This is a genomic window from uncultured Piscinibacter sp. (assembly GCF_937952055.1).
Lineage (GTDB): Bacteria > Pseudomonadota > Gammaproteobacteria > Burkholderiales > Burkholderiaceae_C > Piscinibacter.
Window position 1 is genome coordinate 523865 of record NZ_CALFYO010000020.1, and the last position, 12933, is coordinate 536797.

9 protein-coding genes are annotated in these 12933 nt (G+C 68.4%); 4 read left to right on the forward strand and 5 right to left on the reverse strand.

Annotated features, from left to right (window positions below):
• The 4 genes from Q0599_RS13365 to Q0599_RS13380 are packed head-to-tail and all read right to left on the reverse strand — an operon-like array spanning position 1 to position 4660.
• On the reverse strand, positions 1-1512 hold the full coding sequence (locus Q0599_RS13365; RefSeq protein WP_298830173.1) for a tripartite tricarboxylate transporter permease: 1512 nt from the start codon (positions 1510-1512) through the stop codon (positions 1-3).
• Between the two features lie 9 nt (positions 1513-1521).
• The gene (locus Q0599_RS13370) at positions 1522-2031 is read right to left on the reverse strand and encodes a tripartite tricarboxylate transporter TctB family protein (protein ID WP_298830175.1); all 510 of its coding nucleotides are present in this window, start codon (positions 2029-2031) and stop codon (positions 1522-1524) included.
• A gap of 54 nt (positions 2032-2085) precedes the next feature.
• Positions 2086-3096 carry a tripartite tricarboxylate transporter substrate binding protein gene (locus Q0599_RS13375; RefSeq protein WP_298830176.1) on the reverse strand — a complete coding sequence of 337 codons (1011 nt, stop codon included), beginning with the start codon at positions 3094-3096 and terminating at the stop codon, positions 2086-2088.
• A gap of 40 nt (positions 3097-3136) precedes the next feature.
• Positions 3137-4660, reverse strand: a complete 1524-nt coding sequence (locus Q0599_RS13380) for an acyl--CoA ligase (protein ID WP_298830178.1) — start codon at positions 4658-4660, stop codon at positions 3137-3139.
• Positions 4661-4915: 255 nt separating this feature from the next.
• On the opposite strand from Q0599_RS13380, the gene Q0599_RS13385 reads away from it, so the two are divergent.
• A complete protein-coding gene (locus Q0599_RS13385; RefSeq protein WP_298830180.1) occupies positions 4916-5734 on the forward strand; it encodes a sulfite exporter TauE/SafE family protein in 819 nt (272 codons plus the stop codon).
• A gap of 15 nt (positions 5735-5749) precedes the next feature.
• Here Q0599_RS13385 and Q0599_RS13390 read toward each other — a convergent pair whose 3' ends face one another.
• Entirely contained in the window at positions 5750-6790 is a 1041-nt protein-coding gene (locus Q0599_RS13390; protein WP_298830181.1) for a sensor domain-containing diguanylate cyclase, read from the reverse strand.
• A gap of 542 nt (positions 6791-7332) precedes the next feature.
• On the opposite strand from Q0599_RS13390, the gene nirB reads away from it, so the two are divergent.
• Genes nirB through Q0599_RS13405 form a run of 3 tightly spaced genes read left to right on the forward strand, consistent with a single transcriptional unit; the run spans position 7333 to position 12906 of the window.
• The gene (gene nirB, locus Q0599_RS13395; RefSeq protein WP_298830183.1) at positions 7333-9777 is read left to right on the forward strand and encodes a nitrite reductase large subunit NirB; all 2445 of its coding nucleotides are present in this window, start codon (positions 7333-7335) and stop codon (positions 9775-9777) included.
• Positions 9777-10133 carry a nitrite reductase small subunit NirD gene (nirD, locus tag Q0599_RS13400; RefSeq protein WP_298830185.1) on the forward strand — a complete coding sequence of 119 codons (357 nt, stop codon included), beginning with the start codon at positions 9777-9779 and terminating at the stop codon, positions 10131-10133. The genes nirB and nirD overlap by 1 nt, the downstream gene beginning before the upstream one ends.
• 1 nt (position 10134) lies before the next feature.
• Positions 10135-12906, forward strand: coding sequence for a nitrate reductase (locus Q0599_RS13405; RefSeq protein WP_298830186.1), 2772 nt, complete (start codon positions 10135-10137; stop codon positions 12904-12906).
• Positions 12907-12933 lie beyond the last annotated feature (27 nt).

Below are 12933 nucleotides of genomic sequence, written 5' to 3' on the forward strand. Positions count from 1 at the left end.
TCACCTCAATTGCGCGTACTCGCGCGAGCGCAGGGTCTTGCGCGCAAAGCTCCACAGCGGCCACAGCAGCATCGCCATCGACAGCATGACGATGCTGCCCACCAGCCCGTTCGACCAGAAGATCGCCAGATCACCCTGCGACAGCAGCATCGCCTGGCGGAAGCTGGCCTCGGCCATGTCGCCCAGCACCAGTGCCAGCACCAGCGGCGCGAGCGGATACTTGAGCTTCTTGAACAGGTAGCCGAGCACACCGAAGACCAGCATCATCACCACGTCGAACATCGAACTGTGCACCGTGTAGGCGCCGATGGCGCAGATCACGATGATCACCGGCGCGATGACCGAGAACGGGATGCGCAGCAGCGCCGCCCACCAGGGGACGGTGGTCAGCACGACGAACAGGCCGACCAGGTTGCCCAGGTACATCGAGGCGATCAGGCCCCAGACGAAGTCCTTCTGCTCGACGAACAGCATCGGCCCGGGCTGCAGGCCCCAGATGAGCAGTCCACCGAGCAGCACGGCCGCGGTCGGCGAGCCGGGAATGCCCAGCGTCAGCATGGGCAGCAGCGCGGACGTGCCTGCGGCGTGCGCCGCGGTCTCGGGCGCGACCACACCCTCGATCGCGCCCTTGCCGAAGTTCTGCGGCTCCTTCGAGAAACGCTGCGCCACGCCGTAACCCATGAACGAGGCCGGTGTCGCGCCGCCAGGGGTGATGCCCATCCAGCAACCGATCGCCGTCGAGCGCAGGAAGACCTTCCAGTACTTGAAGATCTCGCCCCACGTCTGCCACACCACCTTGGGGCTGATGCGTGCGCTCTGGCCCTTGAACGCCAGGCCTTCCTCCATGGTCAGCAGGATCTCGCCGATGCCGAACAGGCCGATCACGGCGATGAGGAAGTCGAAGCCCTTGAGCAACTCGGACACGCCGAAGGTCATGCGCAATTGGCCGGTAACGGCGTCCATGCCCACCGCGGCGAGCGCGAATCCAAGCATCATCGCGGCGATGGTCTTGGTCGGCGGCTCCTTGCTCATGCCAACGAAGCTGCAGAAGGTCAGCAACTGCACGGCGAAGAATTCCGCCGGCCCGAACTTGAGCGCGAACTTCGCGAGCCAGGGCGCCAGGAAGGTGATCATCACCACGGCGAAGAAGGCGCCGACGAAGGACGAAGTGAAGGCCGCCGTCAGCGCCTGCGCCGCGCGGCCCTTCTGCGCCATCGGATAACCGTCGAAGGTGGTCGCCACCGACCAGGGTTCGCCAGGAATGTTGAACAGGATCGAGGTGATCGCCCCGCCGAACAGCGCTCCCCAGTAGATGCAGCTCAGCATGATGATCGCCGACGTCGGATTCATGCTGAAGGTCAGCGGCAGCAGGATGGCCACGCCGTTGGCGCCACCGAGCCCCGGCAGCACGCCGATCAGCACACCCAGCGTGATGCCCACCAGCATGTAAAGCAGGTTGGGCCCGGTCAGTGCAACGTTGAAGCCGTGCAGGAGATTGCCGATGTCTTCCATCGCCGCCCTTCAGAAGCCCAGCGCCCGCTCGAGCGGCCCCTTGGGCAGCAGCACGAGGAACCAGCGTTCGAAGATGAGGAAGAAGGCCACGGGCACCGCCACCGACACCGCCATCGTCGGCAGCCAGCCGTACTTGCCGTGCCGGCGCATGAAGTAGGCGATGAGCAGGAACGAGGCGACGTAGATGCCGATGCCGGCAATCAACGCGACGTACACCACCATCGGCACCAGCACGGCGAACACCATGCCGATTTCCTCGCGCGTGGCGAATCGAGTCTTCGAGGTGGCCCAGTTCAGCAGCGCTCGCACCAGGGTGAAGCCGCTCGCGCCGATCAGGATCAGACCGACGTAGAAGGGAAAGTATCCCGACCGCGGGCCGTCGTCGGCCCAACCGATGCCCGCCCTCAGGCTGTCAGCCACCACCAGTGCGCCGATGGCAACGAGGAAGGCGGCCACGCCGACCTCCGGCCCTCGGCTGCCGACGACGTCTCCGCCGCCGGCTCCCTTCTCCTGCGTCATGGAATCTCCTTGCGCCGGCGCGACCGGCCCGGGCGTGCGTGCGTGGACGGCGAGTCAGTTGGCGATGAAGCCGGCTTCCTTCATCAGCACGCGGTGCATCTGCTCATTGCGCCCCAGCCAGTCCACGAATTGCGGCCCGGTGAGGGCAGACTGGCGAAAGGCGCCCTTGTTCATGAATTCCTTCCACTCGGGAAGCTCACGCACCTTGGCGAACAGGTCCAGGTAGAACTTGACCTGGTCCGGGCTCACGCCCGGCGGCATAAAGATGCCGCGCAGCATCACGTACTCGACCGGAATGCCGGCCGAAGTGCACGGCGGCAGGTCGGCCCACGACTGGCTGGCCGTCACCTTGGCGGTGTACGGCAGCTTCTCCTTGTCCATCACGCACAGCGCGCGCAGCTTGCCGGCGCGCCAGTGCGACTCCGCCTCGATCGGGTTGTTCACCGTCGAGTCGATGTGATTGCCGACGAGCTGCACCGCCACGTCGCCGCCACCCTTGAACGGGATGTAGGTGATCTTCTTGCCCGCGGCCTTCTCGAGCATCACGGTGATGATCTGGTCCTCCTGCTTGGAGCCGGTGCCGCCCATCTTGAACTGATTCGGGTTGCCGGCCTTGATGGCCTCGAAGTAGGCCTTGGCCGTCTTGTGCGGCGACTCCTCGTTGACCCACAGCACGAACTGGTCGAGCGCGAGCATCTGCACCGGCGTCAGGTCGCGCCAGTTGAAGGGCACGCCGGTGGCCAGCGGCGTGGTGAACAGGTTGGACAAGGTGATGATGATCTTGTGCGCATTGCCCTTGTCGCCCTTGACGTCGAGGAAGCCCTCGGCGCCGGCGCCACCGGACTTGTTGACGACCACGATCGGCTGCTTCGTCAGGTTGTTCTTCGCTGCCACGCCCTGAATGAAGCGCGCCATCTGGTCGGCACCGCCGCCGGTGCCGGCCGGCACGATGAACTCGATCGGCTTGGTCGGCTCCCACGCCGATGCGGCAAGGCTGGCGCAAGCGCCGGCCACGGCCAGCAGGGCAGCCCGCAGACCCTTCAGGGGATATCGTGTGCTTGTCATGTCGTCTCCTCCATCGATCGAAAGGGATTCGCCGGGCGCCTCAGCCCAGCCCCAGCTTGGCGGCCAGGCCGATGCGCTGCAGCTTGCCGGTCGCCCCCTTGGGGATCTCCGGCATGAACAGCACCTTCTTCGGCACCTTGAAGTCGGCGGCCCGCTGCGCCACGAACTCCTGCAATTCGCGTTCGGTCGCCTGCTGGCCGTCGCGCAGCACCACCACCGCAGCAACCTCCTCGCCGAGCTTGGGATGCGGCATGCCGAAGCAGACCACCTGCGCCACGGCCGGGTGGTCCATGAGGATCTCGTCGACCTCGCGCGGGCTGATCTTCTCGCCGCCGCGATTGATGATCTCCTTCAGGCGGCCGGTGATCGAGACATAGCCGTCGGCGTCCATCACACCCTGGTCGCCGGTGCGGAACCAGCCGTTGACGAAAGCCTCGGCGTTCGCCTTCGGGTTGCTCTCGTAGCCGGCAGTGACGTTCGGACCGCGGATGACGATCTCTCCCGTCTCGCCGCGCGGCAGCAGCGAGCCGTCCTCGGCCATGATGGCCACCTCCGGGCCGGCCGCCTGGCCCACCGTGCCGGGCTTGCGCACCGCCGGCGGCAGCGGGTTGGAGCACATCTGGTGGGTGGCCTCGGTCATGCCGTAGGCCTCGATCAGAGGCGCCTTGAACACCTCTTCAAGCTCGCGGATCACCTGCGGCGGGATCGACGACGACGAGGAGCGCAGGAAGCGCAGCGGGTTGCGCGCGATCACCTCGGCGTTCTTCGCGGCGCGGCCCAGAATGGCCTGATGCATGGTCGGCACCGCCGTGTACCAGGTGGGCTTGGCCTCGTCCATCCAGCCGAAGAACTTCAGCGCATTGAATCCCGGTGTGCAGAAGACCTGGGAGCCGGCCGACAGCGGCGCGAGCACACCGGCGATCAGGCCATGGATGTGGAACAGCGGCATGATGTTCAGGCCGCAGTCCTTGGCCGTGAACTGCAGCGTGCGCGCGATGTGCGAGGCCGAGGCGGCGAGGTTGCCCTGCGACAGCGGCACGATCTTCGGCCGCGAGGTGGTGCCCGACGTGTGCAGCACCATCGACACGTCGTCGGGCTGCGCAGAGCCGCCCTGCGCGGCCGGCGCGGTGGCACGCGCTTCACGCGGCTCGAGCGTGAAGCTGCCGGCCGGCTCGGCGGCGTCGCTGACAAGGTCGAGCACCGGCACGCCGAGCTTGTGGGCCACATCCACCGCCGGCGAGCTGCTGCCGCGGGCGACGACGAGAGCCTTGGCGCTCAGGTCGGCGAGGTAGAACTCGAACTCCTCGGCACGGTATGCCGGGTTCAGCGGCGCGCTGGCCACGCCGCTCGCACAGGCGATGAAACAGGTGGCCATCTCCGGGCCGTTGTCGAGCACGATCGCCACGCGATCGTTGCGGCCCAGGCCCAGACCGTTCAGCCGCGCCAGCGTCGCGTCGATCAGCCTGCGCAGCGCGCCGTGGGTGAGCGTCGGTCGGCCTGGCGCAGAGACGGCGGCAGCGGACTCGGCGCCTAGCGCCAGAAGGTCCTTCAGGGTGCGGGACATGAGGTTCCTCGGATCAAGACAGGCCAAAAGTGCCAGCGGCCGACGTCGGCAGGACAGCGGCACAGGCAGGGGGCGCGGGGATGCTTGCAGCCCGATGTCCGGCTGATGGCCGGACCGATACACGGGCCTCGATGCAGGCCCAGACCGCAAGCGCCCTATTTATAGCGCGAAGCCACAGGCGGCACAATTCATGGTGTTCCCCACGTGTTGCCGAGCGCAGCGGATCCCGCCGCGAGGCCCGATGAGTCCTCGCCGATGCCACTGCCCTCGCCCGCGCTGCTGATCGAATTCCTCCTGCTCGGCGCCATCGCCGGCTTCCTTGCGGGGCTGCTCGGCATCGGTGGCGGCATGCTGATGGTGCCGTTCGTGACCTACATCGTCACGGCGCGCGGCGTCGAGCCTGGTCTCGCGGTGAAGATGGCCATTGCCACCTCGATGTCGACCATCCTTTTCACCTCGATCGCCAGCCTGCGCGCCCACCACAGACGCGGCGCGGTGCGCTGGGACCTGGTGCGTGGCATCGCGCCTGGCATCGTGCTGGGCTCCCTCGCCGCCGGTGCCGGCGCCTTCGCGCTGATCAAGGGCTCGGCGCTCGCCGTGTTGTTCGCGCTGTTCGTCGGCTTCTCTGCGACCCAGATGCTGCTGAACCGCAGACCCAAGCCGTCGCGGGGCCTGCCGGGACCACTCGGTCAAGGCGCCGCGGGCGCGGGCATCGGATTCCTCTCCGGGCTGGTCGGCGCCGGCGGCGCCTTTGTCTCGGTGCCCTTCATGACCTGGTGCAACGTGCCCATCCACAACGCGGTGGCCACCAGCGCGGCGCTTGGCTTCCCGATCGCGCTGGCCAGCACGGTGGGCTACGTGATCGGCGGCTGGAGCCTTCCGGACACCTTGCCCGGTGCGGTGGGCTACCTCTACCTGCCGGCTCTGGTGTGCATTGCCGCGGCGAGCGTCAGCACGGCACCGCTGGGCGCCCGCGTTGCCCACAGCCTCGGCGTGCACCATCTCAAGCGGGTATTCGCGCTGATGCTCTACGCGCTCGCCGCCTACATGGTGCACAAGGGCCTGGCGAGCTGAACCCGCGTCGCCGCGCTACTCCAGTTCGAAGCGGATGCTGGCCAGCGTGACGTGGTTGCCGCCACGCTTGCGCGCCTCGGCCAGCGCGGTCTCGGCGGCGTCCACCAGCGCCTCCTGCGTGTGCGCCGTGTGCGGGAAGCTCGCCACGCCCATCGACACGCTGAAGCCGATGTTGCGGCCCTCGAGCACCACGATCTGCGTCGCGCACTGGCGCCGCAGTCCCTCCATGCGCGAGTGGGCGGTGGCCAGGCCGACGCCGGACAGCAGCACGGCGAAGCGGCTCTCGTCAAGCCGACAGGAGGCGTCCATCGCGCGCGTGTTGCCACGCAGCAGACGGCCGAGGGCCTCGAGGACGCGCGCGCGCGCCAACGGGCCCATGGCCCGGGCCTCGTCGGACAGGGGATCCAGTTCGATCGACACCAGCGAGAACTCACGGTGCTCACGCGAGGACAGGTCCACTTCGCGGCGCAGCTGATCTTCGAAGTGGATCTTCTGGTACAGACCGGTCACCGCATCACGCAGGCTCTGGTCCTGCGTTTCGCGGCGCAGGACCTCGGCGGCCTGCTGCTGCTGCTCGAGCTGCGACAGCGCGAGCAGCAGTTTGGCCTCGGTCTGGCGCTGCGCGGTGAGTTCCATCCACAGGGAGCACAGCGCCACCGGCGTGCCGCGGCCGTCGCGCCACGCCACGCGGGCGACGCTGAACTCGCGCCGCGTGCCGCCGAGTTCCAGCTTGTGCTCGGTCAGCGCACCCCGGGGCATGGCCAGCGCGGCGTTTTCGGCGGTCCGCAAGCTGGGCCATTGGCTCGCTTCCAGCCACTGGGTGTCGTCCGTGCCGATCATCGCCTCTGGCGAACTTCCGAACAACGCGGCCATGCGCGCGTTCACGTAGCGGTACTGCGAAGTGGTCGCATCCTTGACGGCGAGCGGCAGATCGACGCGGCCGATCAACTCGAGCAGGATCTCGGCCAGCGGCGTGGCTCCCGCTCGCAGCAGTTCGGCGAGCCCCACCGCTGATGGGGCAGGACCTGCGAGGGTCTGCGAGGTGGCTTCGGTCATCGCTCTTCTTTCGCGCGGGCCGCCCGACGCGGCACCGTCGCTCTCATCTTGGTCTTCACTGGGGCGCTTGACAAGGCGACCGCCCGGCCCAGCATCACACCCCCAAACTTGCGAACCATCATAACGGGGCCGTCCGGGCGGCACCGCCCGAATGGGGTTGGGCCAGGCGATCAAGCCCCAATCGGCTTCGAGGCAGCGTGGCGTCCGGCGCAGTGCACCAAGCCGGGTGCAATTCGAACCGGCCCCGCGACTGGCGAAGCCCGATCGCACCACTGTAGTGCAGTTGGAACAGCTTGCAAGGGTCATGGGCTGGCCCGTCGCTTGCATGTCCTTCGCCCGGGTGTAACGACGCACCCGGCGGCGCCTCCGCGCCGCCGCGCGCACACAGGCGTGCGCGGTGATGCCACAGTGCCCGCCGGCGCCGCCGGTGGAAGGCCCCTTGGAGCCCGTCATGACCGTCGTTCACACCGCACTCCGGATGGATCGCGCCGCGCGCACGGCCATGGCATCTCGCTTGCTCTGACTCTCCCGGAGATCCCCCCATGAAGAAGATGAAGCTCGTGATGGTTGGCAACGGCATGGCCGGCGTGCGCACCCTCGAGGAACTGCTGAAGATCGCGCCCGACCTGTATGACATCAGCGTATTCGGCGCCGAACCCCACCCCAACTACAACCGCATCCTGCTCAGCCCGGTGCTGGCGGGCGAGCAAACGCTCGACGAGATCGTCCTCAATCCGCTGAACTGGTACGAGGAGCATGGCATCCAGCTGCACCTGGGCAAGAAAGTGGTCGAGGTCGACCGCCGACAGCGCATCGTGCGCGCCGCCGACGGCACCGAAGAGGAGTACGACCGGCTGCTCATCGCCACTGGCTCCAACCCATTCATCCTGCCCGTACCCGGCAAGGATCTCGACGGCGTGATCGCCTACCGCGACATCGCCGACACCAACACGATGATCGAGGCGGCGAAGAAGTACAAGCACGCGGTGGTCATCGGCGGTGGCCTGCTCGGCCTCGAAGCGGCGAACGGCCTGATGCTGCGTGGCATGCAGGTGACGGTGGTGCACATCATGCCCTGGCTGATGGAGCGCCAGCTCGACGATACCGCCGGCAAGCTGCTGCAGAAGTCGCTGGAAGACCGCGGCCTGAAGTTCATGATCGGCGCGCAGACGCAGGCGCTGATCGGCAAGGATGGGCGGGTGACATCCGTGCAGTTCAAGGACGGCACCGAGATCCCGGCCGACCTGGTGGTGATGGCCGCCGGGATCCGCCCCAACACGGAGCTGGCGCTGAAGATCGGCCTGCACTGCTTCAACGACGGGCGGGGCGGTATCGTCGTCAGCGACACCATGCAGACCGTCACCGACCCGCGCATCTACGCCGTCGGCGAGTGCGCGGCACACCGTGGCATCGCCTACGGCCTGGTGGCGCCCCTGTTCGAGCAGGGCAAGGTCTGCGCGACGCACCTCGCCGAGTTCGGCATCGGCCGCTACACCGGCAGCCAGACCAGCACCAAGCTGAAGGTGACCGGCATCGACCTGTTCTCGGCCGGCAACTTCACCGGCGGCGACGACTGCGAGGAGATCGTGATGAGCGATCCCTTCGGCGGCGTCTACAAGAAGCTGGTCATCCAGGACGACAAGCTGGTCGGAGCCTGCCTGTACGGCGACACCGTCGACGGCTCCTGGTACTTCAAGCTGCTGCGCGAGGGGCGCAAGATCGCCGACATCCGTGACAAGCTGATGTTCGGCGAGAGCAACATCGGCGACGTCGGCCACGAAGGCCACCACAAGGCAGCCGCCATGGCCGACAGCGACGAGGTGTGCGGCTGCAACGGCGTGACCAAGGGCACGATCTGCAAGGCGATCAAGGACAAGGGCCTGTTCACGCTCGACGAGGTGCGCAAGCACACCAAGGCCAGCGCGAGCTGCGGCTCCTGCACCGGCCTGGTCGAGCAGTTGCTGATGTTCACGGCCGGCGGCGACTACTCGAAGGCGCCGACGCAGAAGGCGATGTGCGGCTGCACCGACGCCAGCCACCAGGAGGCGCGCGAGACCATCCGCTCCGAGCACCTGCTGACCATCGACAGCGTCTACAAGCGTCTCGGCTGGCGCACGCCCAACGGTTGTGCCTCCTGCCGCCCGGCGATCAACTACTACCTGATCAGCACCTGGCCGAAGCAGGCGAAGGACGACCCGCAGAGCCGCTACATCAACGAGCGCAGCCACGCCAACATCCAGAAGGACGGCAGCTACTCGGTGATCCCGCGCATGTGGGGCGGCGAGACCACCGCCGACGAGTTGCGGCGCATTGCCGACGCGGTCGACAAGTACGGCATCCCCACCGTGAAGGTCACCGGCGGCCAGCGCATCGACCTGCTCGGCGTGAAGAAGGAAGACCTGCCCAAGGTCTGGGCCGACATCGGCATGCCCTCCGGCCACGCCTACGCCAAGGCGCTTCGCACGGTGAAGACCTGCGTGGGCAGCGAGTGGTGCCGCTTCGGCACCCAGGACAGCACGCAGATGGGCAAAGACCTCGAGCGCGCCCTGTGGCGCATGTACGCGCCGCACAAGGTCAAGCTCGCCGTCAGCGGCTGTCCGCGCAACTGCGCCGAGGCCGGCATCAAGGACGTCGGCGTCATCGGCGTCGACTCGGGCTGGGAGATCTACGTCGCCGGCAACGGCGGCATCAAGACCGAGGTGGCGCAGTTCCTCGTCAAGTTGAAGACCGCGGCCGAGGTGCTGGAATACAGCGGCGCATTCCTGCAGCTCTACCGCGAGGAGGGCTGGTACCTGGAGCGCACCTGTCACTACGTCGGACGCGTCGGGCTGGACCATGTGAAGAAGAAGATCCTCGACGACGCCGAGGGTCGCCGGGCGCTGTGGGCGCGGTTGCAGTTCAGCCTGGACGGCGAGCCCGACCCCTGGTTCGAGTTCGACAAGGCAGCGGTCGACACGCGCCAGTTCACCCCCGTGGGAGCGCTGTGATGAGCCAGTGGAAGACGATCTGCGCGGTCGACGACATCCCGTTGCTGGGCGCACGCCGCGTGACCCGCGCCAACGGCCCCGAAGTGGCGGTGTTCCGCAGCGCCGAGGACAAGGTCTTCGCCCTGCTCGACCGATGTCCGCACAGGGGCGGGCCGCTCAGCCAGGGCATCGTGTTCGGCGAGAGCGTGGCCTGCCCGCTGCACAACTGGACCATCGGCCTGGCCGATGGCTGCGCCAAGGCGCCCGACGAAGGCTGCACGCCGCGCTTCAGCGTCAGGGTCGAGAACGGCCAGGTGTCGCTGGACCTCGACGAGCTGAACTCGATCGCGCTCGACGACAGTCCGAAGGTCGACTGACATGACTGAAACCCGCTCCACCTGCCCGTACTGCGGCGTGGGCTGCGGCGTGATCATCGAGTCGCAGGGCCGACAAATCACCGGCGTGCGCGGCGACCCCGACCATCCGGCCAACTTCGGCCGGCTGTGCAGCAAGGGCAGCACCTTGCACCTGACCGCCACCGCCGCGGTGACGCTGCAGACCCGGCTGCTGCACCCGATGCACCGCGCACAGCGCGGCGCGCCGCCGCAGCGCATCGGCTGGGATGGCGCGCTGGACATGGCGGCCGACCGCTTCGCGGCCATCGTGCGCGAGCACGGCCCGGATGCGGTCGGCTTCTACCTCTCCGGCCAGCTGCTGACCGAGGACTACTACGTCTTCAACAAGCTCGTCAAGGGGCTGATCGGCACCAACAACCTCGACACCAACTCGCGGCTGTGCATGAGCTCGGCCGTGTCGGGCTACAAGGCGACGCTGGGCGCGGATGCGCCGCCGGCCTGCTACGAGGACCTCGGCCTCGCGCAGACGCTGTTCATCGCCGGTTCGAACGCTGCCTTCGCCCACCCCATCCTGTTCCGCCGCATCGAGGACGCCAAGCGCGCCAACCCCGCGCTGCGCATCGTCGTCGTCGACCCGCGCCGGACCGAGACCGCCGAAGCCGCCGACCTGTTCCTTCAGATCCTGCCCGGCACCGATGTCGCGCTGTTCAACGGCCTGCTGCACCTCATGCTGTGGGAGGGCCTGGTCGACCAGGCGTACATCGGCGCGCACACCCAAGGCTTCGAGGCGCTGCGCGACCGCGTGCGCGAGTTCACGCCGAAGGAGACCGCGGCGCTGTGCGGCATCGCCGAAGCCGACCTCGTCACCGCGGCACGCTGGTTCGCCGGCCTGGATGGGGCCGACGGGCGGCGCCCGACGCTGTCGCTGTACTGCCAGGGCCTCAACCAGAGCGCGAACGGCACGGCGAAGAATGCCGCGCTGATCAACCTGCACCTGGCCACCGGTCAGATCGGCCGGCCCGGCGCAGGTCCCTTCTCGCTGACCGGCCAGCCCAACGCGATGGGCGGGCGCGAGGTGGGCGGGTTGGCCAACCTGCTGTCGGCTCACCGCGACATGGGCAACGCGCAGCACCGTGCCGAGGTGGCCCGGCTGTGGGGTGTGGACGACGTGCCGGCGACGCCGGGCAAGACAGCGGTGGAACTGTTCGAGGCCGTTGCCGACGGCCAGATCAAGGCACTGTGGATCGCGTGCACGAACCCGGCGCAGTCACTGCCCGACCAGGCCACGGTGCGCCGCGCGCTGGAACGCGCCGAGTTCGTGGTCGTGCAGGAAGCCTTCGCCACCACCGCCACCTGCGCCTATGCCGACCTGCTGCTGCCGGCCAGCACCTGGGGCGAGAAGGACGGCACCGTGACCAACAGCGAGCGCCGCATCAGCCGCGTGCGCCCCGCCGTGTGGGCGCCGGGCGAGGCCCGCCACGACTGGAGTATCGGCACCGCGTTCGCCCAGCGGCTGGAGGTCCGGCTGCGCCCCGGCAGGCCGACGTTGTTCGCCTATGCGACACCGGAATCGGTGTGGAACGAGCACCGCGAATCGACCCGTGGCCGCGACCTCGACATCACCGGGCTGAGCTACGCGCGGCTCGACGTGGCTCCGCAGCAGTGGCCCTTCCCCGCCGGCGCCGACGCAGGCCGCGCGCGGCTTTACGAGGACGGCCGCTTCCCCACGCCCGACGGCCGCGCGCGATTCGCCGACACCCGGCACGTGGCGCTGGCCGAGCCGCGCGACGCGCGTTATCCGTTTTCGCTGAACACCGGCCGGCTGCGCGACCAGTGGCACGGCATGAGTCGCACCGGCACGGTGCCACGCCTGTTCGGCCATGTGGCCGAGCCGGCGATCGAGATGCACGCGCAGGACATGGCAAGGCTGAGGCTCGCCGAGGGCGATCTGGTGCACGTCACCTCTCGGCGAGGCTCGCTGGTGCTGCCGGCAAGGACAAGCGTGCAGGTGGCCCCGGCGCAGGCCTTCGTCGCGATGCACTGGGGCGAGGAGTACCTCAGCGGCAGCAGCGCCACCGGAGCGCGCGCTACCGGCGTCAACACGCTGACCAGCCCGGCCTTCTGTCCCAGCTCGAAGCAGCCTGAACTCAAGCATGCGGCGGTGAAGATCCTCAAGGCCGAGCTGCCCTGGAGGCTGCTCGCCATGGCCTGGCTGCCGGAGGGCGAGGCGCTGCACGCCCAGTCGCAGCTGCGCGCGCTGATGGGGGCCTTCGCCTTCGCCACCGCCATACCTTTCGGCCGCGAGCGCAGCGGTGTGCTGTTTCGCGCCGCCGCCTACGAGCCGGCACCGCCGTCCCTGCTGCAGCAGCTCGAGGCCCTGCTCGGACTGGCCCAGCCCGGCGTGCTGCGCTATGCCGACCGGCGCCGTGGCCAGCAGCGCAGCATGAAGCTGGCCGGCGACGCCCGGCTCGACGCCTTCCTGCTCGCCGGCGACACCAGCGCCGAGGCCTGGGTGCGGCCGCTGCTGCAAGGCGGGGCGAGCGCACGCGACTTCGGCCGGGCACTGCTGCAGCCGGGCGCGAAGGCGCCGCTGACGCTGCCCGAGCGCGGGCGGCAGATCTGCAGTTGCTTCGACGTCGGCGAGGCGCAGATCGCCGCAACGCTGGCACGGTGCAGCGGCACGCCCGACACGCAGCTCGCGCAATTGCAGGCCGAGCTGAGGTGCGGCACCAACTGCGGATCCTGCGTTCCCGAACTCCGGCGTATCGTCCGTCTCCGACAGCAAGCGGCATGAAGATTGCGGAGTCCGCGCAGGAGACGA

Coding starts and splice junctions, on each gene's coding strand:
- Q0599_RS13365 (WP_298830173.1), bottom strand. CDS start 1,512: ATGGAAGACATCGGCAATCTCCTGCACGGCTTCAACGTTGCACTGACC.
- Q0599_RS13370 (WP_298830175.1), bottom strand. CDS start 2,031: ATGACGCAGGAGAAGGGAGCCGGCGGCGGAGACGTCGTCGGCAGCCGA.
- Q0599_RS13375 (WP_298830176.1), bottom strand. CDS start 3,096: ATGACAAGCACACGATATCCCCTGAAGGGTCTGCGGGCTGCCCTGCTG.
- Q0599_RS13380 (WP_298830178.1), bottom strand. CDS start 4,660: ATGTCCCGCACCCTGAAGGACCTTCTGGCGCTAGGCGCCGAGTCCGCT.
- Q0599_RS13385 (WP_298830180.1), top strand. CDS start 4,916: ATGCCACTGCCCTCGCCCGCGCTGCTGATCGAATTCCTCCTGCTCGGC.
- Q0599_RS13390 (WP_298830181.1), bottom strand. CDS start 6,790: ATGACCGAAGCCACCTCGCAGACCCTCGCAGGTCCTGCCCCATCAGCG.
- nirB (WP_298830183.1), top strand. CDS start 7,333: ATGAAGAAGATGAAGCTCGTGATGGTTGGCAACGGCATGGCCGGCGTG.
- nirD (WP_298830185.1), top strand. CDS start 9,777: ATGAGCCAGTGGAAGACGATCTGCGCGGTCGACGACATCCCGTTGCTG.
- Q0599_RS13405 (WP_298830186.1), top strand. CDS start 10,135: ATGACTGAAACCCGCTCCACCTGCCCGTACTGCGGCGTGGGCTGCGGC.